The sequence below is a fragment of the Streptomyces sp. UF-297 genome, from assembly GCF_058245575.1.
Genome location: NZ_JBSIBZ010000002.1, coordinates 51,449 through 76,237 on the forward strand (window position 1 = coordinate 51,449; position 24,789 = coordinate 76,237).

General features: G+C 72.5%; 21 protein-coding genes. 4 read left to right on the forward strand and 17 right to left on the reverse strand.

Annotated features, from left to right (window positions below):
* Positions 1–57: 57 nt before the first annotated feature.
* The 6 genes from AC4IJH_RS02370 to AC4IJH_RS02395 form a co-directional block, all read right to left on the reverse strand.
* Positions 58–840 (reverse strand): ABC transporter ATP-binding protein, encoded by a 783-nt coding sequence (locus AC4IJH_RS02370; RefSeq protein ID WP_490849761.1) that lies wholly within the window; start codon positions 838–840, stop codon positions 58–60.
* 211 nt (positions 841–1,051) lie between these two features.
* Entirely contained in the window at positions 1,052–1,741 is a 690-nt protein-coding gene (locus AC4IJH_RS02375; RefSeq protein WP_490849762.1) for a mycothiol-dependent nitroreductase Rv2466c family protein, read from the reverse strand.
* Positions 1,738–2,454, reverse strand: coding sequence for a helix-turn-helix domain-containing protein (locus AC4IJH_RS02380; protein WP_490849874.1), 717 nt, complete (start codon positions 2,452–2,454; stop codon positions 1,738–1,740). Before AC4IJH_RS02380 ends, AC4IJH_RS02375 begins: the two co-directional genes overlap by 4 nt.
* Before the next feature lie 79 nt (positions 2,455–2,533).
* Positions 2,534–3,427 (reverse strand): hypothetical protein, encoded by an 894-nt coding sequence (locus tag AC4IJH_RS02385; protein WP_490849763.1) that lies wholly within the window; start codon positions 3,425–3,427, stop codon positions 2,534–2,536.
* Between the two features lie 9 nt (positions 3,428–3,436).
* Positions 3,437–3,817, reverse strand: a complete 381-nt coding sequence (locus AC4IJH_RS02390; RefSeq protein ID WP_490849764.1) for a peptidase inhibitor family I36 protein — start codon at positions 3,815–3,817, stop codon at positions 3,437–3,439.
* A gap of 100 nt (positions 3,818–3,917) precedes the next feature.
* Positions 3,918–4,304 (reverse strand): peptidase inhibitor family I36 protein, encoded by a 387-nt coding sequence (locus AC4IJH_RS02395; RefSeq protein ID WP_490849765.1) that lies wholly within the window; start codon positions 4,302–4,304, stop codon positions 3,918–3,920.
* A 216-nt stretch (positions 4,305–4,520) separates the two neighbouring features.
* On the opposite strand from AC4IJH_RS02395, the gene AC4IJH_RS02400 reads away from it, so the two are divergent.
* Entirely contained in the window at positions 4,521–7,469 is a 2,949-nt protein-coding gene (locus AC4IJH_RS02400; RefSeq protein WP_490849766.1) for an nSTAND1 domain-containing NTPase, read from the forward strand.
* Between the two features lie 103 nt (positions 7,470–7,572).
* Here the strand turns inward: AC4IJH_RS02400 and AC4IJH_RS02405 are convergent, their stop codons facing one another.
* A complete protein-coding gene (locus AC4IJH_RS02405) occupies positions 7,573–8,292 on the reverse strand; it encodes a S1 family peptidase (protein WP_490849767.1) in 720 nt (239 codons plus the stop codon).
* A gap of 42 nt (positions 8,293–8,334) precedes the next feature.
* Positions 8,335–9,072, reverse strand: a complete 738-nt coding sequence (locus AC4IJH_RS02410; protein WP_490849768.1) for a S1 family peptidase — start codon at positions 9,070–9,072, stop codon at positions 8,335–8,337.
* Between the two features lie 206 nt (positions 9,073–9,278).
* Between AC4IJH_RS02410 and AC4IJH_RS02415 the strand changes: the two genes are divergently transcribed.
* Positions 9,279–9,731, forward strand: coding sequence for a PPOX class F420-dependent oxidoreductase (locus AC4IJH_RS02415; protein WP_490849769.1), 453 nt, complete (start codon positions 9,279–9,281; stop codon positions 9,729–9,731).
* Here the strand turns inward: AC4IJH_RS02415 and AC4IJH_RS02420 are convergent.
* From AC4IJH_RS02420 to AC4IJH_RS02440, 5 genes are all read right to left on the reverse strand, one after another.
* Positions 9,721–10,557: a carbohydrate ABC transporter permease gene (locus AC4IJH_RS02420; RefSeq protein ID WP_490849770.1), complete on the reverse strand. Its 837-nt coding sequence runs from the start codon at positions 10,555–10,557 to the stop codon at positions 9,721–9,723. The genes AC4IJH_RS02415 and AC4IJH_RS02420 overlap by 11 nt on opposite strands.
* Entirely contained in the window at positions 10,557–11,468 is a 912-nt protein-coding gene (locus tag AC4IJH_RS02425) for a carbohydrate ABC transporter permease (RefSeq protein WP_490849771.1), read from the reverse strand. The genes AC4IJH_RS02420 and AC4IJH_RS02425 overlap by 1 nt, the downstream gene beginning before the upstream one ends.
* A gap of 11 nt (positions 11,469–11,479) precedes the next feature.
* Positions 11,480–12,844, reverse strand: coding sequence for an extracellular solute-binding protein (locus AC4IJH_RS02430; RefSeq protein WP_490849772.1), 1,365 nt, complete (start codon positions 12,842–12,844; stop codon positions 11,480–11,482).
* A 64-nt stretch (positions 12,845–12,908) separates the two neighbouring features.
* A complete protein-coding gene (locus AC4IJH_RS02435; protein WP_490849773.1) occupies positions 12,909–13,595 on the reverse strand; it encodes a response regulator in 687 nt (228 codons plus the stop codon).
* The gene (locus AC4IJH_RS02440; RefSeq protein ID WP_490849774.1) at positions 13,592–15,355 is read right to left on the reverse strand and encodes a sensor histidine kinase; all 1,764 of its coding nucleotides are present in this window, start codon (positions 15,353–15,355) and stop codon (positions 13,592–13,594) included. Before AC4IJH_RS02440 ends, AC4IJH_RS02435 begins: the two co-directional genes overlap by 4 nt.
* A 191-nt stretch (positions 15,356–15,546) precedes the next feature.
* On the opposite strand from AC4IJH_RS02440, the gene AC4IJH_RS02445 reads away from it, so the two are divergent.
* Positions 15,547–16,950: a cation:dicarboxylate symporter family transporter gene (locus AC4IJH_RS02445; RefSeq protein ID WP_490849775.1), complete on the forward strand. Its 1,404-nt coding sequence runs from the start codon at positions 15,547–15,549 to the stop codon at positions 16,948–16,950.
* A gap of 90 nt (positions 16,951–17,040) precedes the next feature.
* On the opposite strand, the gene AC4IJH_RS02450 is transcribed toward AC4IJH_RS02445, so the two are convergent.
* Both AC4IJH_RS02450 and AC4IJH_RS02455 read right to left on the reverse strand, forming a co-directional pair.
* Positions 17,041–17,280, reverse strand: a complete 240-nt coding sequence (locus tag AC4IJH_RS02450; protein WP_490849776.1) for a hypothetical protein — start codon at positions 17,278–17,280, stop codon at positions 17,041–17,043.
* Between the two features lie 136 nt (positions 17,281–17,416).
* Entirely contained in the window at positions 17,417–18,067 is a 651-nt protein-coding gene (locus AC4IJH_RS02455) for a TetR/AcrR family transcriptional regulator (protein WP_490849777.1), read from the reverse strand.
* A gap of 201 nt (positions 18,068–18,268) precedes the next feature.
* Between AC4IJH_RS02455 and AC4IJH_RS02460 the strand changes: the two genes are divergently transcribed.
* Positions 18,269–19,972: an MFS transporter gene (locus AC4IJH_RS02460; RefSeq protein WP_490849778.1), complete on the forward strand. Its 1,704-nt coding sequence runs from the start codon at positions 18,269–18,271 to the stop codon at positions 19,970–19,972.
* A gap of 118 nt (positions 19,973–20,090) precedes the next feature.
* Here the strand turns inward: AC4IJH_RS02460 and glgB are convergent, their stop codons facing one another.
* Both glgB and AC4IJH_RS02470 read right to left on the reverse strand, forming a co-directional pair.
* Positions 20,091–22,292 carry a 1,4-alpha-glucan branching enzyme gene (glgB, locus tag AC4IJH_RS02465; protein ID WP_490849779.1) on the reverse strand — a complete coding sequence of 734 codons (2,202 nt, stop codon included), beginning with the start codon at positions 22,290–22,292 and terminating at the stop codon, positions 20,091–20,093.
* A gap of 788 nt (positions 22,293–23,080) precedes the next feature.
* On the reverse strand, positions 23,081–24,598 hold the full coding sequence (locus AC4IJH_RS02470) for a maltokinase N-terminal cap-like domain-containing protein (protein WP_490849780.1): 1,518 nt from the start codon (positions 24,596–24,598) through the stop codon (positions 23,081–23,083).
* Between the last annotated feature and the right edge of the window lie 191 nt (positions 24,599–24,789).

Sequence of the window (24,789 nt, forward strand, 5' to 3'; positions counted from 1 at the left end):
CCTGGGGTGCCGGGCGGGGAGCCGGGTGGATGAGTACGTCGGCGGGCGCGGCCGGGGTCAGCTCGTACGGCCCTTGGAGTCGAACAGGCGCATCCGGTCCAGGACGGCGTCCGCGGTCGGCTCGTGCAACTCGTCGACGATCCGGCCGTCGGCCAGGAAGATCACGCGGTCCGCGTAGGAGGCGGCGACCGGGTCGTGGGTGACCATCACCACGGTCTGCTCCATGGCGCGTACGGACTCGCGCAGGAAACCCAGGACCTCGGCGCCGGAGCGGGAGTCGAGGTTGCCGGTGGGCTCGTCGGCGAAGATGATCTCGGGCTGGGAGGCCAGCGCGCGGGCCACCGCGACGCGCTGCTGCTGGCCGCCGGAGAGCTGCGCGGGGCGGTGCGTCAGGCGGCCCGAGAGGCCGACCGTCTCGATGACCCGGCTGAGCCACTGCTGGTCGGGCTTGCGGCCGGCGATGTCCATGGGCAGCGTGATGTTCTCCGCCGCGGTCAGCGTCGGGAGCAGGTTGAACGCCTGGAAGATGAAGCCGATCTTGTCGCGGCGCAGCCGGGTCAGCTGCTTGTCGCCCAGCGAGGACAGCTCCGTCTCGCCGATGCGGGCCGAGCCCGAGGATATGGAGTCCAGGCCCGCCATGCAGTGCATCAGCGTCGACTTGCCCGAGCCCGAGGGGCCCATGATCGCGGTGAAGCGGGCGCGGCCGAACTCCACGGACACCGAGTCCAGGGCGACGACGCGGGTCTCGCCCTGTCCGTAGACCTTGCTGAGGTCCGTGGCACGGGCGGCGACTGCCGTTGCGGCTCGGGCGGGGGCGGGGAAGGCGGCCGCGTGGGACACGGTGGGCTCCTGGGGAGGGGGTGACTAAAGGTTTCTGGCCCCCCAATTCTCGAATGCGCAGGTCAGCCGAAACCTCAGCCGGAAGTGCCGAAAGAGCGACCGGCCGAAAGTGCAATGGCGCCAAGGGCTGTCATACCGGGGACGGACCGGAGTCAGACTTTAGGCTGACGGGCTCCACTACGGGGTGGCGGCCGGCGGGGCGCGCGGCCGCCTACAGGGCGGGCCCGGCGTCCACCACCGGGGTCGGCGAGGCCGGGCGGCGCAGCTCGAAGAAGCCCTCCACACCCGCCATCAGCAGCAGCCCGTCCCACAGGCGGCCGGCCTGCTCGCCGCGCGGCACCGGGGAGACGACGGGGCCGAAGAACGCGGCGCGGACACCCGGCCGGTGCCCCCTAGGGGACCGCGGATTCCCCGCGCCTCGCTGCTCCCGTACGGCGATCACGGGTGTGCCCACATCCTCTCCGACCAGCGCGAGGGCCTCGGCGTGCGAGGCGCGCACCACCGGGTCGTACTCCTGAGTGCCGCCCGCGCCGGCCAGTTCCTGGGACAGCCCGAGGGCGGCGAGCGCGGCCGGGATGCCGTCCCACTCGCCGCGCTGGAGCCGCTCACCGAGCGCGGTGTAGAACCGCCCGAGCGCCTCCTGCCCGTAGCGCTGCTCCACCGCCGCGCACACCCGCACCGGCGCCCACAGATACTCGCCCCACTCGCCCTCGGGGTCCTCCGGGTCGACCTCCCGGCCCTCGTTGAGGACCTGCAGGCTCATCAGCCGCCAGCGCACCCGCACCTGCCGTACGGCCGTCACCTCCAGCAGCCACCGGGACGCGATCCAGGTGTACGGGCACACCGGATCGAACCAGAAGTCGGCCTCCACCGGGCCGTCGGCGCCGCTGCCGTCGCTCACCGTGCTCCCCACCCTTCGCCGGCCCGCTCCCAGAACTCTCCCAGGACGCCGTCGAGGAAGGCCCGGCCGGCCTCGCCCGACTCCTGGGAGGCCTGGCCACCGCCCCAGTTGAGGGTGGCGGCCATCCGCGCCTGGTACTCCCCGTGCAGCTCCCGCAGCACTTCCTGGACGCGCTGCCTGGGCAGGGACACCATCTTGCCCACCGGCCGCACATACGCCTGCCACCGGGTGGTGACCGCGCCGCGCAGCAGCTCGGTCAGCTCCCCGTCGCGGCCGGTCAGCCGGATCAGCGCGGGCGGCGGCAGGCCGAGCGCCGCCGCCAGCGCGCCCGCCTGGCGGTCGTTGCCGCGCCACTGCCCCGTGGCCTCGGCCCGCTCGTACGCGGACGCCGCCATCCCGATGCGCGAGGCCACCTCCGCGGCCGCCAGCCCGCGCGCCATGCGGTACGCGCGCAGCGTGTCCGGCACCCCGATCAGATCGCCCGGCGCACACCACAGCGCACCGGCCAGCGCGCTCAACTCGGCCTCGGTGGGCGCCTGATGACCCTGCTCCCAGGCCGCGACGGTGGCGGGCGGCACCTGCAGTCCGTACGCCGCCCAGATCCCGTAGGAGACGTGCGCGGGCGTCATCCCCAGCCCCTCGCGCAACCGCCGTGCGGCCCGGGCGTCGAAGGGCGGCCGGCGGGGGCCCTCGGGTTGCGTGTGCACGGGCACACCGTAGGAGCAGACGGGCGCGGGGGCCATGGTGCGGACGCCCAAGCCCGTACGTCGTAGGAACCTACGGGCGGGTCGGTTACGGCGCGGCGGTCTTCTCTCCCAGGACCTCGCGGGCCGCGCCCAGCAGGCGCTGGTTGGCGCTGCGCAACGTACGGAAGAGAGCGGGGTGCTGCCGGATCGCGGCCTCCTGGAGCCGGCTCTCGGCGGCGGACCAGGCCGCGACCAGGCGGGTCTCCTGCTTGCAGCGGACGTCGGCGGTGGCGGCCTTGATCTCTTCGGCGGAGGCGCGGCCCTCGGGCTCTTCCCACCGGGGGTCGGCGGCGGCCCGCAGCGGGTCGTCGTAGCGGAAACCGGCCTGCCGCATGCACCCGCGCCAGGCGTCGAGGGCCCGCAGGACCTCCCGGTCGCGGCGCGAGGCCTCGAAGCCCCGCGTCACCAGGTTGTCGAAGGCGGAGTCGTCGGTCTCGGGGACGCCCTGCTGGAGCCTGCTGTGCGCCCTCTTCCAGCAGCCGCCGGTGCCGTCGGTCCCGTAGGCGGCGCGCGCCTCCTTGGGGGCGAGGGCCTTCTGGCGCGCTTCGAGGTCCGCCTTGTGGCGGGACTCCCCGGACGGGGCGGGCGGCGGGCGGAAACCGTAGCGCCGGGCGACCTCGGCCTCGATGACGCCGTAACGCCTGCGGTGCGGCGGATCGAGATCCGCGGCCCTGGCGCGCGGCAGCACCTTCCAGGCCAGGCCGCGCTCGCGCATGCAGGAGCGCAGGAGTTCGTCCTCGGCGGACTCGACGGTGCGGGCGTCGGCTGCGGAGAGTTCGTAGGCGTCGAAGGGGAGGGTCAGCTTCTTGGACTCCGTACTGGCGGGTGGCGCGGCGGGCCGGTCCGGCGGGTTCGCAGGTCCGGCCGTGGCCCCTGCGCAGCCGGTGGCCAGCAGGGCGAGAAGCAGCGCGCCGGCCAGCGGGCGCGGGGGCTTGGGCACGGTGGCTCCTCAGAAGTGGATGGCGCTCACACCGTCACCGATGGCGGGCAGGCGGGGGCTCTGCTTTCCCGCCTTGATCGTGTAGACGGGGCCGGTGAAATGGGGCTTGTCGTACAGGCGCAGGGTGCGGTTGGACTTGTTCTTCACCGAGCGCACGCGGTTGTTGACGGTCACGCGGTTGTCGTACTTGTTGTTCGCGAGGTTCTCGTCGCTCCTGGTGAACTTGGCTTTGCCACCTCGGTAGTTCGGAAGCTGGTACAGCCATACGGCGCCCCGTGCCTGAGCGTCGGAGGTGGTGGCGGGCGCGGCTCCGGCCGCCGGGGCGAAGCCGGTGAGGGCGGCGCCGCCGAGAAGGGCGACGCCCATGGTGAGGGCGAGCTTGCGCTTCATGTCTTCCGTCCTTGGGTCGGTGCGGTGCGCGGCCGGTGACCGCAGCGACGGGAAGCCGCGTGCCGGTCACCGGCCGCAAGGGCCTGGAGGGGGTGACTCCTTACAGGAAGTCGATGCTGCTCGCGGCGTCGTTGCCGACGGCGTAGCCCCGCAGGTGAGCGATCTTCTTACCCGGCTTGATCTTCGTGGAGGGGCCCATGAAGTTGGCGTGCTTGTACAGGCGCACCGAGCGGTTGGACTTGTTCTTCACCGAGCTGACCTTGTCGCCCACGGTGACGCCGTTGTGGAACTTGTCGTTGCCGAGGTGCTTGTCGTCCTTCTTGTAACTCTTGTGGCCCTCCTTGTAGTTGGCGGCCTGGTAGAGGGTGACCTTGCCGCGGATGGCCTGCGCGTCGACCGGGGCCGCGCCGGCCGCCGGGGCGAAGCCGGTCAGAACGGCGCCGCCGAGGACCGCGACGCCAACGGTGAGTGCGAGCTTGCGCTTCATGTGTTCCGTCCTTGGGTCAGTACGAGTGCGGGTCCGGGCCGGGTCGTGCCCGGGGTCCCGCCGTGCTCCGGCGCCCTGGTGGCTCCGGCCCCAACGACGTTGGCCCGTCGGACGGTTGTCCGAAATCACAGCCGGGAGGTGACAAACAAGGCGGACAATGGAGCTGTTGCGCCACGCGGGCCGCGTGGGGCGAAGCGGAACGGAGAAGGGGAGTCCGTGACGGGGGACAGTACGAACAACAAGGTGGGAAGCAGGGGGACGGGCCGGCGCAGGCCTCGTACGGGGCGGCCGGAGAACCCGGTCGACCCCGACGCGGGACCGGTCGAACGCCTGGCGTGGGACCTGCGCAGACTGCGGGAGGGAGCGGGCGCGCCGAGCTATCGGGCGCTGGCCAAGAAGGCCCACTACTCCGCAAGTACGTTGGCCGAAGCGGCCAAAGGTGACCGACTTCCGTCGCTGGAGGTGCTCCTCGCCTACGTACGGGCATGTGGTGGGGACACCGAGGAGTGGGAAGTGCGCTGGCGGGCCGCCTCGGCAGGGCAGTCGGCGGACGGTGCGCACGGCGCGGCGGACGGGAGCGGAAGGTGTCCCTACCCCGGTCCTGCCGCCTTCGAGACCGCGGACGCCGAGGTCTTCTTCGGGCGTTCGGAGCTGGTCAAGGAGTTGTCCAGCAGCGTTGAACGGCAGCCGCTGACCGTGCTGCTGGGCGCCTCGGGCAGTGGAAAGACCTCCTTGCTGCGGGCCGGACTGCTGCCGGACCTGGGCGACCGGTGGCGGGTGGCGCTGCTGACACCGGGGGCGCGGCCGCTGTCGGAGCTGGCGGCGGCGGTGAGCGGGCTCGTCGGTTCCGATGCGTGCGACGGTGCCGAGTACGGCCCGTACGCCCCCGCGGCCCTGGGGACGTACAGCCGTGCCGGCTCCGGAGCGGACCGCCTGCGCAAGGGGCTCGCCGCGGAGCCCGGCGCCCTGGACATCGCGGTGCGCACCTGGCTGGCCGGGCAGGCGGAGGACGTCCATGTCCTGATCGTCATCGACCAGTTCGAGGAGGTCTTCACGCGCTGCGCCGACACGGCGGAGCGGGCCGCCTTCCTGGAGGCGGTGGGCGACTTCACCCGGGCGGCAGGGGCGCGGGTGCGCCTCGTCCTCGGGATGCGCGCCGATTTCTCCGCGCGCTGCTTCGCGCACCCCGGACTGGCGGCCGCCCTGCGCGCGGGAGTGCAGCTGCCCGTGGGGCCGCCCACCCGGCAGGAGTTGCGGGAGATCATCACCGAGCCCGCCGCCCGCGCCGGAGTGCGGGTGGAGGCGGACCTGCTGCAGGTCGTGCTCGGCGAGGCGGACGGCCAGCCCGGCGCGCTGGCGCTGGTCGCGCACGCGATGCGGGAGGCCTGGGAGCGGCGCGCGGGCGACGCGCTGCGGCTGGCCGACCACCAGGCGTCGGGCGGCATCTCCGGCGCCGTGGCGCAGCGGGCCGAGCGGATGTACCACCGGGCCCCGCGGGTCCAACAGGACGTCATACGCGCGGTGTTCCTGCGGCTGACGGCGCTCGGCGACGGCACCGAGGACACCCGGCGCCGCCTGGAGCCGGCCGAACTGGACGGGATCGCCGCGCCGCAGACCGTCCAGGGCGTGCTGCGGCAACTGGCCGCCGCCCGGCTGCTGGTGCTCTGCGACGGCGCGGTCGAGGTCGCCCACGAGGCGATCATCCGCTCCTGGCCCCGGCTGGCGCGCTGGCTCAACGAGGACCGCGAGGCGCTGCGCACCCACCGCAGGCTCACCGGCGCCGCCCGCGCCTGGCACGAACTGGGCCGCGACGCCGACGCGCTGTACCGCGGCACCCAGCTGGTCCTCGCGCGCAGGCTGGCGCGCGACCACGGCCAGCGGTACGGCCTGAACCGCCTGGAGGCCGACTTCCTGAGTGCGGGCATCCGCGCCGCCCACCGCCGCAGGTGGCACGCCTACCTGATACCGAAGGCGCTGGCATGCCTCCTGGTGTTCGCCGCCGCCTCCCTGGTCACCGCCTGGCAGCAGCGCCTGGACGCCACCGAGCAGCACCGCCTGGCGGTGTCCCGGCAGCGGGCCGCCCAGTCCGCCGAACTGCTCCAGCAGCGGCCCCAGGCGGCGGCGCTGGTCGCGCTGGACGGCTACCGGCAGGCGCGTACCGTCGAGGCCCGGGGGAGCCTGCTCAGCGCCTTCGCCCAGTGCCGCGCCAACCGGCTGACCGGCCACCGGGGACGGGTGACGGCGGTGGCGTACGCGCCCGACGGCCGCACCGTGGCCACGGCGGGCGCCGACCGCGCGGTACGAGTGTGGGACGCGGTCAGGAACCGGCTGCGGGCCACGCTCACCGGGCACACCGCCGCCGTCGGCACGGCCGTCTTCTCCCCGGACGGCCGCACGCTGGCCACGGGCGGCGAGGACCGCACCGTACGGCTGTGGGACCTGGTCAGCCGCCGCACCACCGCCGTCCTGCGCGGGCACCAGGGCGCGGTGACCACGGCGGCCTTCGCGCCCGACGGCCGCACGCTCGCCACCGGGAGCGCGGACGGCACCACCCGGCTGTGGAGCCCGGCGGCCGGGCGGGCGCTGCGCAGCCTCGCCGCCCACCGGGGACGGGTGACGGCGGTGGCGTACGCGCCCGACGGCCGCACCCTGGCCACGGCGGGCGCCGACCGCGCGGTACGGGTGTGGGACGCCGTCACACACCGGGTACGCACCACGCTCACCGGGCACGCCGCACACGCGCTCGCCTTCTCCCCGGACGGCCGCACCGTGGCCACCGTCGGCAAGGGCGGGGCCGTGCGCCTGTGGGACCTGGCCTCCCGCCGGGTGGTCACCACGCTCGGCGGCCACTCCCGCACCGTCGTCGCGGTCGCCTTCAGCCCGGACGGGCACACCCTCGCCACCGGGGGGTACGACCGCACCGTCCGCCTGTGGGACCTGCCGGAGCGCCGCCCCAAGGCCGTCCTCAGCGGCCATACGGACGCGGTGACTTCGGTCTCCTTCAGCCCGGACGGCAGCGGGCTGGCGACCGGCAGCGGGGACGGGTCGGCCCGTCTGTGGGACACCGACGCCAACCGGATCGCGGACCGCTTGTGCACGCTGAACCGCAGCGGTGACTGGGGGCGGCTGGTGCGGGATCTGCCGGCTATGGCGCCTTGTGGGTGAGGGGGCTTGTGGTTGAGGGGGCTTGTGGGGGTAGTGCTTTGTGGGGGAGGGGGCTTACGGGGGCGGGCCTTGCGGGCTGGGGCCTTACGGGTGCGGGGCGGGCTCAGGGGATGGTGAGGCCGAAGGCCTCCAGGGCGGGGAGCACCGGCTGGTAGAAGCCGTCGCCGCCCGCTGAGCAGTCGCCTCCCGCGGCCAGGAGGCCGATCGCGCCGGCTCCAAAGAAGGCCGGGCCGCCGGCCGGCTCGCCGGGGTCGGCGCACAGGTCCGCCTGGAAGAGGCCGTGCACCGTGCCTTCGGGGTAGTCGACCGAGACGTCGGTGGTGCGGACGGTGCCGCAGTGGGTGCCGGTGGCCGGACCGGCCCGGCACAGTGCCTGGCCTGCGGTGGGCCACTGGGCACCGGTGATGGCGAGGACCTGTCCGCCGCCGAGTTCGATCTCGCTGGGGTAGGAGCGGTCGGGGCTGGTGTAGCGGAGGACGGCGAAGTCCTCGCCGGGGAAGCGGGATTCCACCGTGCCGGCGATGTGGACGGTCCTGGCGCGGTCGGCGTACCAGTCGGTGGTGCCGTACGCGCACCGGCCCTCCACGATGGCGTACGGCGCGCTGCCTTTGCGGGCGTTGAAGCCGACGGCGCAGGTGCCGCCCCGGTCGCTGTGGAGGGTGTCGCCGCCGCGGATGGGAGGTGGGGCGGGGGCCGGGGCCGCTGTGGCGGGTGGTGTTGTGGTGAGGAGGGTGGCGGCGACGGCCAGAAGGAGCAGCAGGGCTCTCCTCGGTGTGGCCAGGGTGCGTAACAGCAGTGGTGGGTGGGGGAGTTGGCGTGGCATGGGAGCTCCCGGAGCGTGGGTCTGCACGGGGCGCGTCGGCGGTCAGTAGACCGACAGGCCGTACGCGGTGAGCGCGGGCTGGATCGGCTGGTAGTACGTGACACCGCCGGTGGAGCAGTTGCCGCTGCCGCCGACGATGAAGCCGACCGCCAGGGTGCCGGAGAAGGCGGGGCCTCCCCAGTCGCCCGGTTCGGTGCAGGCGTTGGAGCGGATCAGGCCGCGGACCGTGCCCTCGGGGTAGGTGATGCTGACGTTGTGCGCCGTGACGGTGCCGCACTGCAGGCCCGTGGTGCGGCCGACGTGGCAGATCCGCGAACCGGCGGGCGGCAGGACGGTGCCGGTGATGTCGACGGTCCGGCCGCCGCCGGTGCTGATCTCGCCGGGGTAGGAGAAGGCGGTGCTGGTGTAGCGGATCGCGGCGTAGTCGGTGCCGGGGAAGCTCACCGCCGCGGTGGTGCCCAGCGGCTTGGTCAGCGCCGGGTCCGCGTACCAGGTGGTGCCGGCACTCCCGGCGCACCGGCCCTCGACCACCGCGTGGTACGCCTCGCCGCGGCGGGCGTTGAAGCCTACGGTGCAGCGGGTGCCGCCGCTGCCGTAGATGGTGTCGCCGCCGCGTACTGCCGTCTGGCGGGACGGGGCGGGAGCGGTGGTTGTGGTGGTGACGGCGGTGAGGGTGGTTGTGGTGGTGGCTGATTCGGCAGCGGGGGCCGTGGTGGTGGCGGTGGCCGTGTCGGCGGCGGGGGCCGTGCCGGTCGCGGTGGCCGTGCCGGTCGTGGTCATGGCGAGCGGGGCCAGGAGTGCGAGCAGGAGCGCGGTTGCGCGAAGGCGTGCGGGTGTTTGGGAACCCGGATGCAGCGAGCGGTGTAAATGAGGTGTTGGGCGTCTGGCACTCATAAGTCCTCCACAGCCGGGACAGGAGTACGAGCGGGACGCAGAAGCTAGTCCGCGGACAGGCAAGCGGCAAGTGTGAACGGAGCGAGGGCGGTATGGACAAGGTGAACGAGCGGATCCGGCAGCGGCTTGCGGAGCCGAACTTCTGGCACTTGGCGACGGTGGGACTGGACGGGGCGCCGCAGGTGACGCCCATGTGGGTCGATGTCGAGGGCGAGTACGTGATGGTCAACACCGCCATCGGCCGGGTCAAGGAGGAGAATCTGCGCCGCGATCCGCGGGTGTCCCTGTCGTACTTCGACCCGGAGAACCCTTACGACCGCATGGAGATCCGCGGCCGGGTGGTCCGCTTCGTCGAGGGCGAGGAGGCGGAGCGGGCGATGGACCGGCTGGCCCGCAAGTACGTCGGCACCGAGCGGTTCGAGTGGCGGATACCGGGCGAGCGCAGGGTCATGCTGCTGATCGAACCCACCCAGTGCCGCCATATGGTCGGCGTCGAGCCGTTCCGCCCGGGCATCCTGCCGGAGGACGGGCCCCTCACCCCTTGACCGCGCCGCCGAGCGCGAAGCCGCCGCCCAGACGGCGCGAGATGAGGACGTACAGCAGGATCACGGGCGTGGAGTACAGCACCGAGAAGGCGGCGAGCTGACCGAAGGCGATGGCGCCGTAGTTGCCGAAGAAGGTGAAGATGCTGACGGAGGCCGGGAGTTGCTCGGGGCTCAGAAGCAGCATGAAGGGGACGAAGAAGTTGCCCCACATCATGATGAAGGTGTAGATCGTGACGACGGTCAGGCCCGGTCCCATCAGCGGGAGGATCACCCGCAGCAGCGTCTGGGACCAGGACGCGCCATCGGTCCAGGCCGCCTCCTCCAGCACCTTGGGCACGCCGTCCATGAAGTTCTTCATCAGCCAGATGGCGAAAGGGAGTTGGGCGGCTGCCAGGAACAGCGAGGTGCCGTACATGGTGTCGATCAGATTGACCTGCACGAACAGGCCGTAGACCGGGACCATGATCGCGGTGATGGGGAGGCAGGTGGAGAAGAGGATGGTCAGCAGGTAGGGGCGGCTGAAGCGGGAGCGGTAGCGCGAGAGCGGATAGGCGGCCAGCGCCGCGCACACCACCGTGATCAGGGTCGCGCCGCCGCACAGCAGAAGGCTGTTGAGCATCGGTGTGAAGGTGATCTCGTCGGTCAGCACCGCCGAGAAGTTGTCCAGGGTCGGCGAGGAGGGCAGCCGTACGCGCAGGTTCGCCTCGGCGTCGATCGAGGAGAGCACCAGCCAGGCGAGGGGGACGGCGAAGGCCACGGCCACGGCCAGCAGGGCGGCATCGGCGGCCAGCCGGTGGCGGGTGCGACGGGCCAGGACCGGGCGCATCACACCTCCTCGCGCATCAGCCGCAGATAGACCAGCGAGAAGAGCGCGCCGACCAGGAGCAGCAGCAATGCGACCGCGGTGCCGTAGCCGATCAGCGATTTGAGGAAGGCCTGGTCGTACATGAACACCGGGAGGGTCTGGCTGCGGTTGCCGGGGCCGCCGCGGGTCATGGCCCAGATCAGACCGAAGACGGAGAGCGTCTGGAGGGTGTTGAGCATCAGATTGGTGCCGATGGAGCGGCGGATCATCGGCAGGGTGATGTGCCACAGCCTTCGCCAGCCGCCCGCGCCGTCCACCTGCGCCGACTCGGTGACCTCCTTGGGGATCTCGGAGAGCGCGGCGGAGTAGATCAGCATCGAGAAGGCGGTGCCGCGCCAGACGTTGGCGAAGGACACCGCCAGGATCGGGAGGGTGAACAGCCAGTTCTGGCCGGGGAGATGGAGCCAGTCCAGGACGGCGTTGAGGGTGCCGCGGCGCTCGAAGAAGGTGTAGAGGAGAAAGCCCGCCACGATCTCCGGGACGACCCAGGCGGTGATCACGACCGCGCCGGTGAGGGTGCGTACCGCGCGGGAGGCGCGCTGCATCAGGCCCGCCAGTGCCAGGCCCAGGGTGTTCTGGCCCAGCACGGAGGAGATGAGGGTGAACACCAGCGTCAGGACGACGGCGTTGAGGAAGTTGTGGTCGGTGAAGGCGGTGCGGAAGTTGTCCAGGCCGATGAAGGACGTGGACTCCTGGCCGGTGAGCTGCATATCGGTGAAGGCGATATAGACGCAGTAACCGATGGGTCCGGCCAGGAAGAGCAACAGGAGGGTGGTGGCCGGTGCCAGGGGGGACCAGCGCAGCAGGCGGGTACGCGGCCCGGATCCGCGGCCGGGGCGCAGTGCGGGCGTGGCTCTGTCGACGGTGGTCATCGGCGCGCCGGTCAGGGCTTGGTGACGACGGCGCCGTCCGTGATGGACCGCAGCTGCTCGTCGTACTGCTTCGCGGCCTGCTGCGGCGAGGCGTCGCCCGCGGTGACCGACTCCATCGCCTCACCGATCGCCGCCGAGACCTTGGGGTAGACCGGCAGCGCGGGGCGGTACTGGCTGACCTCCACTAGTCCGGTGAAGAAGTCGATGCCGGGCATGGACGTGAGGTACTTGGTGTCGGCGGCCACGTCTTTGCGGACCGCGATCTGGGCGCCGCGCAGACACCATTCGACGGCGTTGGGCTGCGTCTGGAGCTTCTCGATCAACTTCCAGGCCAGGTCCGGCTTCTGGGACCGCTGCGGAATGGACCAGGTCCAGCCGCCGGCCAGGCTCACCTTGCCGGGCGCGGCGCCGTCCTGGGTGGGGAAGGGGGCCTGCCCCAGCGTCGTGGACCACTCGGGCCACGGCCGTCCGCCGCCCGTCTTCTGCCACTGCTGCCCCAGCCAGGAGCCGTCCAGATTGATGGCGAGTTTCTCCTCGGGCATCATCTCGGTGGCCACATTGGTCTGGATGTTGGCGCTCAGCGCGTCGGAGACATCCGGCCCGAGCTTCTCCTTGTAGACCGTGTCGATGAACTCCAGGCTGTCGCGGAAGCCCTTGCTGCCGGACACCCACTTCTTGGCGGCCGGGTCGTAGAGCGGGTCCTTGCCCGTGCCGTACAGCAGCATCTCGAAGCCCTGCATCACCGCGGCCTCGCCCGCGCCCTTGCCCGTGAAGACGTTCAGCGGGATGACGCCCGGCACCTTCTTCTTGACCGTACGGGCCGCGGAGAGCACCTCGTCCCAGGTCTTGGGCTGCCAGTCCGCGGGCAGCCCGGCCTTCTTGAAGATCTTCTTGTTGAACCACAGCCCGCGGGTGTCCGTGCCGTCCGGGATGCCGTACGTCTTCCCGTCCTGGGCCTTGGCGGCGCTCTTGGCGCTGTCCTCGAACTGCCGCCAGTCGTCCCACTTGGCGATATAGGGGTCCAGGGGGCGCAGCAGCCCGGCCTTGATGTCGGAGTTGATGAGGAAGGTGTCCTCGTAGACCAGGTCGGGGGCGGTCTTGGGGGAGCGCATCATCTGCTGGAGCTTGGCGTAGTAGTCGTTCTCCGACGCCTGGATCGGCAGCAGTCTGACCTTCTTGCCGGGGTTGTCCTTCTCGAACTGCTTCGCCACCAGCGCGAGATAGTCGTCCCGGACCGTGACCTTGTTGTTGGTGTCCTTGGGGAAGGCGACCTTGACGGTGTTCTTGTCGCTTCCCGAGTCGCTGCCGCACGCGGTGAGCGTTGCGGTGGCGACGACTGCGGCGGTGAGAAGAATCAGCGGGGCGGTGGGGCGCACGGCACGACCTCCAACTAGCCACGGCGGGCTGCCCGGTGACCGTAGAGTCACCGCCGATGCCAGGTCAATGCCCCGACCAGCGGTAGCGCAATTCCGGGCGGCCCACCTGTCCGTACTGCGGGGCGCGGGCGGCCCGTCCCGTGTCGACGAGGTGCTCGAGGTAACGGCGGGCGGTGATACGGGAGATGCCGACGGCCGCGGCAGCCGTGGCCGCCGACATCCCGCCTTCGGAAGCGCGCAGGGCGTCGGTGACCACGCGCAGCGTCGCGGTGGTCAGCCCCTTGGGCAGCGCGGCCGACCGGGGCGCGCGCAGCGCGGCGATCGCCCGGTCCACCTCGTCCTGGCCGCTGGCCTCGCCCGTGGTGGCGCGGAAGTCGGCATAGCGGGTGAGGCGGTCGCGCAGGGTGGAGAAGGTGAAGGGCTTGAGGACGTACTGCACGACGCCGAGCGAGACACCCTCGCGTACGACGGTCAGATCGCGGGCCGAGGTGACGGCGATGACATCGGCGGTGTGCCCTGCCGCGCGCAGCGTGCGCACGAGCTGCAGCCCGTGGCCGTCCGGCAGGAAGAGGTCGAGCAGCAGCAGGTCCACGGGGTGCTGGTCCAGGTGGCGCCGGGCGTCGGCACCGGAGTGCACGGTCGCGGACACGGTGAACCCGGCCACCCGCCCCACGTACAGCGCGTGCGCGTCCGCGGCCACCGGGTCGTCCTCGACCACGAGCACTCTGATCGGATCCGCGCCCCCGCTCACCGCCCCACCTCCGCACGGACGCCCGCGCCCGAGCCCGTGCCCGAACCCGCACCCACGTCTGCGTCCGCGCCCGTATCCGCGCCCGTCCGCAGCGGCAGCCGTACGGTGAACTGCGCACCGCCTTCGGGAGCCTGGCCGAGCGCGACCGTACCGCCGTGCCGCCGCACGGCCTGGCGCACCAGCGCCAGCCCCAGCCCACGGCCCCGGCCGCCCTTCGTGCTCCACCCCCGCCGGAAGATCTCCTCGGCGTCCCAGGGCTCGATTCCGGGCCCGTTGTCGGCGACCCGCAGCAACAGCTCCCCGCCCTCGGCACGCGCGGTCACGGTCACCCGCGGCGAGGCCGAGCCCCCACCGCACCGGCCGCCGGACGCGCCCACCGGACACTCCCCGCCCCCGGCCCCGTCCCACCCCGCCTCCCCGGAGGCCGCGTCCATTCCGTTGTCGACCAGATTGCCCAGCACCGTCACCAGGTCCCGGGCCGGCAGACCCTCGGGCAGCACGCCGTCGTCGATACGGCTGTCCGGGGTGAGGGTGAGTTCGACGCCGTGCTCGTTGGCCTGGGCGGCCTTGCCCAACAGCAGGGCGGCCAGGACGGGTTCGTGCACGGAGCCCACGACCTGGTCGGTGAGGGCCTGGGCGAGTTCGAGTTCGGCGGTGGCGAAGTCGACGGCCTCCTCGGGGCGGCCCAGTTCGATCAGGGAGACCACGGTGTGCAGCCGGTTCGCCGCCTCGTGCGCCTGTGAGCGCAGCGCCTCGGCGAAGCCGCGTACGGAATCCAACTCCCCGGACAGCGCCTGGAGTTCGGTGTGATCGCGCAGGGTGACGACGGTGCCGCGGTGTTCACCGCCGGAGACCGGCGAGGTGTTCACCACGATCACCCGGTCCGCGGTCAGGTGGAGTTCGTCGACGTGCACCCGCGCCGAGAGCAGCGCCTCGGTGAGCGGCGCCGGCAGGCCGAGCGCCGTGACCTGCCGGCCCACCGCCTCGTCCGTGAGCCCCAGCAGCTCGCGCGCACCATCGTTGATCAGCGCGACCCGCCGCTGCCCGTCGAGCATCAGCAGCCCCTCGCGTACGGCGTGCAGCGCGGCCTGGTGGTAGTCGTGCATACGGCCCAGTTCGGCGGCGTTCATGCCGTGGGTGTGGCGCCGCAGCCGGGCGTTGACGACATACGTCCCCACGCCGCCCAGGACGAGCGCCGCCGCCGCGACGCCGAGCAGCGCGAGGACCTGGCGGCGCAGTTCGGCGCTGATCGTCTCGACCGTGATGCCCGCGCTGACCAGCGCGGTGATGCGCCCGCCGTGCGCGGCGTCGCGGACCGGCGCGACGGCCCGCACGGACGGGCCGAGCACGCCCATGTGCGTCTCGTGGAAGGTCTCCCCGCGCAGCGCCGGCCCGATGTGCCCGAAGTACCGCTTGCCGATCGCGGACGGTTCGGGGTGCGTCCAGCGTGTACCGTCCGGCGCCATCACCACCACGAACTCCACCCGCGCGGTGCGCACCAGCCGCTCGGTATAGGGCTGCAGCACGGCAGTGGGGTCCGCCGAGCGCGCCGCCGCGATGGTGGCGGGCGACTGGGCGACGGCGGTCGCGGCCGCCGTCGCCTGCCGGCGCGCGCTCTCCTCGGCCCGGTCGCGGGCCGCGAGGTAGGCGAAGACGGCGCACCCGGCGACGACCGCCGCCACCAGCACGACCTGCATGGCGAAGAGCTGGCCGGCCAGGCTGCGCGGAGGCCTGGGCCGCCAGGGGCGGGGGATGCGCATGTCGAACATTCTGAAGGGTCACTTTTGCATGAACGAAATGCACGCAAGGGTGACGGGGGTCACGGCGACGTGCATAGTCGCCGGGACCCATCATGCGTACGGGCCCCATGCGCGGCCCCTGTGCGCGGGTCACGAGCAAGAGCCGCAGATCAGCGCAGAACCTTGAGAACGCCAGGACCGAGGAGGCAGCCGTGGCTGCACAGACCCCGCAGTCGGGGCCGAGCACACAACCGGTGAAGAAGAAGCGGGACCGGACGCACTACCTCTACATCGCCGTCATCGCCGCGGTGCTCATCGGCATCGGTGTCGGGTTCGCCGCGCCCGGTGTCGCCGTCGAGCTCAAGCCCCTGGGCACCGGCTTCGTGAACCTCATCAAGATGATGATTTCGCCGGTGATCTTCTGCACGATCGTGCTGGGCGTCGGCTCGGTCCGCAAGGCCGCCAAGGTCGGCGCGGTCGGGGGGCTGGCGCTGGGCTACTTCATGGTGATGTCCACGGTCGCGCTCGGCATCGGGCTGCTGGTCGGCAACGTCCTGGAGCCGGGCTCGGGGCTGCATCTGACCGACTCCGCCAGGGACGCGGGCCAGGCGCAGACCAAGGGCGGCGGCGAGTCCACCACCGCGTTCCTGCTCGGCATCATCCCCAAGACGCTGGTCTCGGCCTTCACCGAGGGCGAGGTGCTGCAGACGCTCCTGGTGGCGCTGCTGGTGGGCTTCGCGCTGCAGGCGATGGGGCGTTCGGGAGAGCCGGTGCTGCGCGGCATCGGGCACATCCAGAAGCTGGTCTTCCGCGTACTGGCCATGATCATGTGGGCGGCCCCGGTGGGCGCGTTCGGCGCGATCGCGGCGGTGGTCGGCGAGACCGGTCTGGACGCGCTGAAGTCCCTGGCCGTCATCATGGTCGGCTTCTACGTCACCTGCCTTCTCTTCGTCATCGTCGTCCTGGGCACGCTGCTGCGGCTGATCGCCGGGGTCAATATCTTCGCCCTGCTGAAGTACCTGGCGCGGGAGTTCCTGCTGATCCTGTCCACCTCCTCCTCGGAGTCCGCGCTGCCGCGGCTGATCGCGAAGATGGAACACCTGGGCGTGAGCAAGCCGGTGGTCGGCATCACCGTCCCCACCGGCTACAGCTTCAACCTCGACGGCACCGCCATCTACCTGACGATGGCCTCCTTGTTCATCGCCGAGGCGATGGGCGACCCGCTCTCCATCGGCCAGCAGATCTCCCTGCTCGTCTTCATGATCATCGCGTCGAAGGGCGCGGCGGGCGTGACCGGCGCGGGCCTGGCCACCCTCGCCGGCGGCCTGCAGTCGCACCGCCCCGAACTCGTCGACGGCGTCGGCCTGATCGTCGGCATCGACCGCTTCATGAGCGAGGCGCGCGCCCTGACCAACTTCGCGGGCAACGCGGTGGCCACGGTCCTGATCGGCACCTGGACCAAGGAGATCGACAAGGCCCGGGTCGGCGAAGTCCTCGCCGGAAAGCTGCCGTTCGACGAGCAGACCCTGGTCGACGACGGCCACGGCGGCCCGGACGCAGCGCAGGAGCCCGAACGCCGCGACGGCGGCGGGGCCAAGGAGCCGGCCGGCGTCTGAGCGCCGCCCGGCTCCCGTCCCCCGGCCGCCGGGGAACGGCCCGGGGCCTGTCCGGGGGCCCACGGGGGCAGAGCGAGCCCCCGGACAGGGTCAGCGCGGCAGCGGGAGGACCCCCTGCACCGGCTCGGGACGGACACCGGGCACGAACGGCAGAACGAAGGCGACCACGGCCACGACGATGGCAACGACCTTCACCGTGCGCGGGCCGATCGGCAGCAGGGGCATGGCGACTCCTCTCGGTGCCACGGTCTGCGAGCCGCCGCGCGCCACGAACTGCTCCGGCCGTACGGCCTCACCCACCGCGACGAGCGACAGCGCCCCGCATCCCACCCCCGTCGGGATGCGGGGCCCGCCCCCAAAAGGGAACGTGCCTCCACTCCACCGCCCCCAGGATTGTTCGGCACCCCCCTCCCACCAGCCCGAACAAAAAACTTTGGTCGGCAGGCGACGAGGTGGGGCCCGCCTGCTACCGGGAGGGCTGCTCGCCCTCAGAGGCAGCGGCCGCCGCACGGGCCGTGGCCCGCTGGACCGTTTCCGCGGCTTGCTGCGTGGGGACGCCCGACATCGCCAGCACGGTCCGGGCCGCGGCCGGGCCCGCTGTGGTTGCGGGCAGGTCGCCGTCGTTGACGGCCTGCATGAGGCCGAAGAGGGTGTGTTCGTGGGCGTGTGCGAGGGCGCGGGCGGTGAGGGGGGTGTGGAACTCGCCGTTGTCCAGGCCGCGTTGGAGGACGGCCGCGGCCTTGCGGCGTACGGGTTCCAGGCGGGCGCGGATGCCCGCGTCGGTGACGCTGCGCTGGGCCAGTGAGACGAGCAGCCGGTAGCGGTCGGCGTACTCCCATACCGCCAGGACGCTGTCGGCCAGGGCGTCGGCGGCGGGGGTGGCCTCGTCGGTGGAGCCGGCCGCGAAGGCCTCGGTGACATCCGCCACCGCCGCGTCCGTCAGGGCCGTGATCAGTGTCTCGCGGCTGGGGAAGTGGCCGTAGACGGTGCGGCGCACCACGCCCGCAGCGCGGGCGATCTGGTCCATGGAGGCGTCGGGGTTGCGCAGCAGCTCGGTCAGGGCGATGTCCATGATCCGGCGACGGTTGGCGTAGGCCCGGCTGCTGAGTGCGGTCATGGCGGGGCGGCTCCTGGTCCGGCGGCCACGTTCTCCTACGGGCGCGCTTCGCCTTCATTTTGCACGTGGCTGTGCAGCGGCGTAAATTGCACAGCAGTGTGTAAATGCACAGTGGTGTGCAAGATCTTTCCGGGTGCGGGGCACGCGGAAGGGCGCAGCCGCCGCAGGAGGACGCGAAGGTTGGAAGGAGAAGGTGACACAGTGCCTCTCATCGTGAAACGGCCGGTCGAACGGACGGGGCGGCCCTACCCACGGCGCTGGTGGGCGCTGGGCGTGCTGTGCCTGAGCCTGCTGATCATCGTCATGGCGAACACCTCGCTGACGGTCGCCGCCCCCGACATGACCGCGGACCTGGGGCTCAGCAGCGCGGACCTGCAGTGGGTCATCGACGGCTACACCGTGCCGTACGCCGCCCTGATGCTGATCCTGGGCGCGATAGGTGACAAATACAGCCGCCGCGGCGCGCTCATCCTGGGGCTGCTGGTCTTCGGCGGCGGATCGGTCGCGGGTGCGCTGGCGGACGGCTCCGCCGCGGTCATCGCGGCCCGCGCCGTCATGGGCGTCGGCGCGGCCATGATCATGCCCGCCACGCTGTCGCTGCTGGCGGCCACCTTCCCGCGCGGCGAGCGCGCGCTGGCCATCACCATCTGGACCGCGACCGCGGGGCTGGCCATCGCGGTGGGCCCGCTGGTGGCCGGGGCGCTGCTGGAGCACTTCAGCTGGCACTCCTCGTTCCTGATCAATGTGCCGATCGTGGTGCTCGGCATCGTCGGCTCGCTGCTGGTCGTGCCGCCCTCCCGGGCGGGGCACCGTGAGCGGCTGGACTACGTCGGCGGCCTGCTCTCCGTCATCTGGACCGGCGCCCTCGTCTACATGATCATCCAGGGGCCGCACTTCGGCTGGGGCGCTCCCGCCGTCACCGCCGCGGTCGTGGCAGGCGTGGGACTGGTGTGCTTCGTAGTGTGGGAGCTGCGGCATCCGCGCCCGGTCCTGGACGTACGGCGCTTCACCGGACGCGCCTTCGCCGGCTCCAACCTCGCCGTGGCGCTCTTCTTCCTCGCCGTCTTCGGCGCGTTCTACTACCTCACCCAGCACCTGCAGTTCGTGCTCGGATACTCGCCGCTGGACACCGGCGTACGGATGCTGCCGCTGGCCGGCGCGGTCTTCGTGGGCGCGGCGCTGACCGGGTTCCTCACCCCGCGGCTGGGCATGAAGGTCACGGTCACCGCCGGCATGCTGGGCGGCACCCTCGCGCTGGCCCTGCTGACCCGCGTCGACTCCGGCTCCTCCTACGGCGACTTCCTCGCCCCGCTGATCATCCTCGGCCTCGCCATCGGCCTGTCCCTGTCCCCCTGCACGGACGCCATCATGGGCGCCTTCCCCGAGGACCAGCTCGGCGTCGGCGGCGCGGTCAACGACACCTCCATCGAGCTCGGCGGCTCGCTCGGCATCGCCATCCTCGGCTCCGTACTGGCGGGCAGCTACTCCTCCAAGCTCTCGGACGCCGCGGCCTCCTCCGCCGCGCACGGCGGTCCCGAGCTGCCGCCCGAGGCGCTGTCCACCGCCCAGGACTCGGTCGGCGCCGGACTGGCCGTGGCGCAGGAGGCCGGCAAGCAGGTCGCCGCGGGCGCGACCCCCAAGGTCGGCGCCGAACAGGCCCGCACCCTGGGCCTCCAGCAGGCCGAGGCGGTCGCCGACGCGGTACGCGGCGCCTTCTCCGAGGCGGTGTCCCACACGAGCGTGGTCGGCGCGGTCGTGCTGGGCGTGGGCACGGTGCTGGTCGCGGTGCTGCTGCCGCGCCGTACGAAGGCGAAGGCCGGGGCGCGGACGGGTGCGGGACCGGCCGCCACCGAGTCCTGCGACGCCTCCGCAGCCACCGCCGCCACGGAGTCCGTACGCCGCTGAAGTCACCCCTGTGACCTGGGCGTTGAACCTCGCGCGGGCCGATTGTCAGTGGCCTTTGGCACGATGAGGGAAATGCTCCGCCCGGCCCGGACCGAAAGGGCCGGGCCGGGCGCCGGTGTCACCCCGGGCACAGCCAGACCGTGCCCAGCGGGGGCAGGGTCGGGCAGAGGGAGGAGGGGCGGCCGTGGTGGGGGACGGGTTCCGATTTCAGCGGGTCGGGGTTGGTGACGCCGCTGCCGCCGTAGCGCTCCTCGTCGGTGTTGAGGACCTCGCGCCAGGACGGTACGCCGTCGGGGACCCCGAGGCGGTAGTCGCGGCGCACCACGGGGGAGAAGTTGCAGACGGCGATGAGCGGGGAGCCGGCGGCGTCGAAGCGGAGGAAGGCGAAGACGTTGTCCTCGCTCGCGTCGCCCTCGATCCAGGCGAAGCCGGACGGATCGGTGTCGCGCTCCCACAGCGCGGGAGTGGCGGTGTAGGTGCGGTTGAGGTCGCGTACGAGGTCGCGTACGCCCCGGTGGTCCGGCTCGGCGGAGTAGGAGGGATCCAGCAGCCACCAGTCCGGGCCGTGCCCCTCGGCCCACTCCGCGCCCTGGGCGAACTCCTGCCCCATGAACAGCAGCTGCTTGCCCGGATGGGACCACATGAAGGCCAGATAGGCGCGGTGGGTGGCGCGCTGCTGCCACCAGTCGCCGGGCATCTTGGTCACCAACGACCGCTTGCCGTGCACGACTTCGTCGTGGGAGATGGGCAGGACGTAGTTCTCGCTGTACGCGTACACCATCGAGAAGGTCATCTCGTTGTGGTGGTACTTGCGGTGCACCGGCTCCTTGGAGACGTAGCCGAGCGAGTCGTGCATCCAGCCCATGTTCCACTTCAGGCCGAAGCCCAGTCCGCCGAAGCCGCCGGGGCCCACGTGGTGGGTGGCCCGGGTCACGCCGTCCCAGGCCGTGGACTCCTCGGCGATGGTGACCACCCCGGGGCAGCGCCGGTAGACGGTGGCGTTCATCTCCTGGAGGAAGGCGACCGCGTCCAGGTTCTCCCGCCCGCCGTGCACATTGGGCGTCCACTCCCCGGCCTCGCGCGAGTAGTCGAGATAGAGCATGGACGCCACGGCATCCACCCGCAGCCCGTCGATATGGAACTCCTGGCACCAGTACACCGCGTTGGCGACCAGGAAATTGCGCACCTCGGGACGGCCGTAGTCGAATTCGAGGGTGCCCCAGTCCGGGTGCGCGGCCCGCGCCGGGTCCTCGTGCTCGTACAGCGGCCTGCCGTCGAACTCGGCCAGCGCCCAGTCGTCCCGCGGGAAGTGCGCCGGCACCCAGTCCATCAGCACGCCGATCCCGGCCCGGTGCAGCGCGTCGATGAGGTACTTGAAGTCGTCCGGCGTGCCCATGCGGGCGGTCGGCGCGTAGAAGCCGGTGACCTGATAGCCCCAGGACCCGCCGTAGGGGTGCTCGGCGACCGGCATCAGCTCCACATGGCTGAAGCCCAAGTCCTTCACATACGCCGGGAGTTGGGTCGCCAGCTGGCGGTAGGTGAGGCCGGGGCGCCAGGAGGGGAGGTGGACCTCGTAGACGGAGAAGGGCGCCTCGTGGACCGGGCGCCCGGCCCGCCCCTGCATCCACTCATCGTCCTGCCAGTTGTGGTGCGAGGCGTGCACGACCGAGGCGCTGGCGGGCGGGCACTCCGTGCGCCGCGCCATCGGGTCGGCGCGCAGCGTGCGGGTCCCGTCCGGCCGGGTGATCTCGAACTTGTACAGCTCGCCCTCGTCCAGCCCCGGCAGGAACAGCTCCCACACCCCCGAAGAGCCCAGCGAGCGCATCGGGAAGCCGGTGCCGTCCCAGTAGTTGAAGTTGCCGACGACGCGCACACCACGGGCGTTGGGCGCCCACACCGTGAAGCGCGTCCCCGCCACGCCCTGGTGTGTCATCGGCCACGCGCCGAGCGCCTGCCACAGCTCCTCGTGGCGCCCCTCGCCGATCAGATACAGGTCCAGCTCGCCGAGCGAGGGCAGGAAGCGGTACGGGTCGTGCGTGCGCACCTCGTCCGTGCCGTCCTCGCCGTAGGTGATCAGCAGCTCGTAGTCGGGGATGGTGCTCAGCGGGATGACCCCGCCGAAGAGCCCCTCGCCCTCGTCGTGGAGGTCGGCCCGCAGCCCCTTGGCCAGCACCGTCACCGACTTCGCATACGGGCGCAGCGTACGGAAGAGCACTCCGCCGCGTACGGGGTGGGCGCCGAGCAGCCCGTGCGGATCGTGGTGCGTACCGCTCAACAGCCGTCCGCGGTCCGCGGGTTCGAGCGCCTCCGCCGTGCGCACACCGCGGCTGCCGCCCTTGGGCTGGGGCGCCGGGGCGACGGCGGGGACCGGCGGGACGGGAGGAGGCGTCTGCGACCCGGGGTCTGGTTGCGGGGCGGCAGGTGCCCGGGTGGCCTGCGAGGCGGAACGGGTCTCCGGGGCCGGGCGGCTGTCCGAGGCCGGGCGGGCCTCCGGGGCCGGGCGGCTGTCCGAGGCCGGGCGGGTCCCTGAGGCCGGACGGGCAGCCGGGGGCCTGGGGGCCTCTGCGCTGCGGGGAGCGGGCGGGCGGGGAGAGGGCGAAGTGACGGGCGAGGCGGGGCCAGTGGTAGAGGCGGTAGAGGAAGGGCTATGTGAGGAAGGACTGTGCGGGGCGGGGCTGTTGGGCGACGGGGACTCGGCGGCCGCGGCGGCCGCCGCGGGCTCGTCAGGCACGGCGGGCGCGACGGGCCTGGCCGGTTCGGCGCGTTCGGCGGGCGCCGCGGGCCGGTCCGGGCCCGGAAGGAACGTCGCCGGGACGCCGGACGGCCCGGTCCCCGGACGGTGGGCCGCCCCCCGGATCGGTACGGCATCGGGGGAGGGGCGGCGGGACGGCGGACGGGCGGTCACGAGAGGAGCCTCCTCGGCAGGGCGTCTGACGAAACGGAGCTATCTGGGTCTGGTGAGGCCGCCGCAGGTGCGGCGACTGTCGGCACGCGAGGCACGCGAAGCGCGGCAACCTATGCACTCCCCGGGGCGCTCAAGGCGTCTGGGCCGTGTCGCTCCCGTGGCCCGTACCCCCACCCCGCCCCGGGTAGCCGCGTACGCGCGGCTCATGCGGGCCCGTCTCCCGGATCGCATCCCTCACCCGGGTCCGCCCCCGCCAGCCGCCGGATCGCCGCCATCGGTACGGACAGCCAGTCGGGCCGGTGCCGGGCCTCGTACAGCACCTCGTACACCGCCTTGTCGGTCTCGTACGCGCGCATCAGCTCGGGCACGGCGTCCGGGTCGACCCCGCCCGCCTCCGCGTAGCCGCGGCAGTACGCGTCCCGGGTGCGGCGCGCCCACTCCAGCGACCAGGCGTCCCCGCGCGAGGGCCCGCTGCGCGCCGCGTAGTCGAAGGAGCGCAGCATGCCCGCCACATCGCGTACCGCGGGCTGCGGCCGGCGCCGCTCCGCCAGCGGCCGGGCCGGTTCCCCCTCGAAGTCGATCAGCGACCAGCGGCCCTCGTCCGCCGAGCGCAGCGTCTGCCCCAGGTGCAGATCGCCGTGGATGCGCTGGGCCGCCCAGCCCAGGCGGCCGTCCGCGGGGCTCTCCAGCTCGGCGACCGCGTCGAAAGCGGTGCGCAGCCCCGCGCAGTACGGGCGCAGCGCGGGCACCGCGCGGGCCGTCGCGGTCAGCCGCTCGTGCATCCCCGCGGCGATCGCGGCCAGCTGCGGCCTGCGCAGTTCGACGGTGGGCAGCGCCTCGGCGAGCGCGGTGTGCACCTCCGCCGTCGCGTGCCCCAGCGCCCGCGCGGGTCCGGTGAAGTCGGCGCGTACGGCCAGGGCGTTGAGGGCCAGCTGCCACCCGTCCGCCGAGCCGTTCAAGAAGGGCTGGAGCACTCCCAGCGTTGTCGGCTCGCCGCCCTCCTCGCACGGATCGCACTCGAACCACGCCGCGGGCGCCGGTACCCGCGCGCACTGGGCGCGGGCCAGTGCCAGCGGCAGCTCCAGGTCGGGGTTGACCCCGGGCGAGGTGCGCCGGAAGACCTTCAGGATGTACGAATCCCCGTACACCACCGAGGAGTTGGACTGTTCGGCGGTGACCGGGCGGGCCGGCATGCCGGAGGCGATGGCGGTGCCCGGCTCGCGGCAGAAGCGCAGCGAGGCGAGCCGCCCCGGCACCCGCAGCCGCTCCAGCAGCAGCGCGCACAGCCGGGTGTCCAGCAGCGCGTCGTAGACCGTGCGCCCGTGCAGCGGGCCTCCGGAGGGGCGGCCGATCACGGCGGGCGCCAGGCGCGGCGGCAGGGCGCTGTGCACACCCAGCAGCAGCTGGTAGCAGTCGGCCGCGGCCGGCGGCGGTCCGGCGTCGGAGGGGTGCGGCAGCGGTCCCGGCTGCTGGGTGCGGACGAGAAGGTGCAGCAGCCCCGGGGTGGCGCCGCCCGCGCCGCACGGCAGCAGCTCGGTCGCCGACACCAGCTGGAAACCGGAGATCGGGCGGCCCTTGCCCGCGAACCACCGCTGCCGGGGCACCCATTCGCACAGCAGTGGTGCGAGTGAGGCGAGCAGGGCCGGTGCGGTCGTGGGGCGCCGTTCATGAACAGGGGCGGCTGTGGTGTGGGTGGCACGGGTCGAGGCGGTATCCGGCATGGTGTCGCGTCCTTTCCCCGGGCACACGACAGATAGGGCAAAGTGTCCCGGAATGCGGCCTTGACTGTGCGGCGGAGCGGGACGTGTCGGGCGAGGATCGTCCGTACGGCAGTGGTGCTCTTGGGGCGGTCACCCCTGTCCCCCGGGGTTCGACGACGCTCACCCGGCCCGTGCGGTAGTAGGGAGACTGC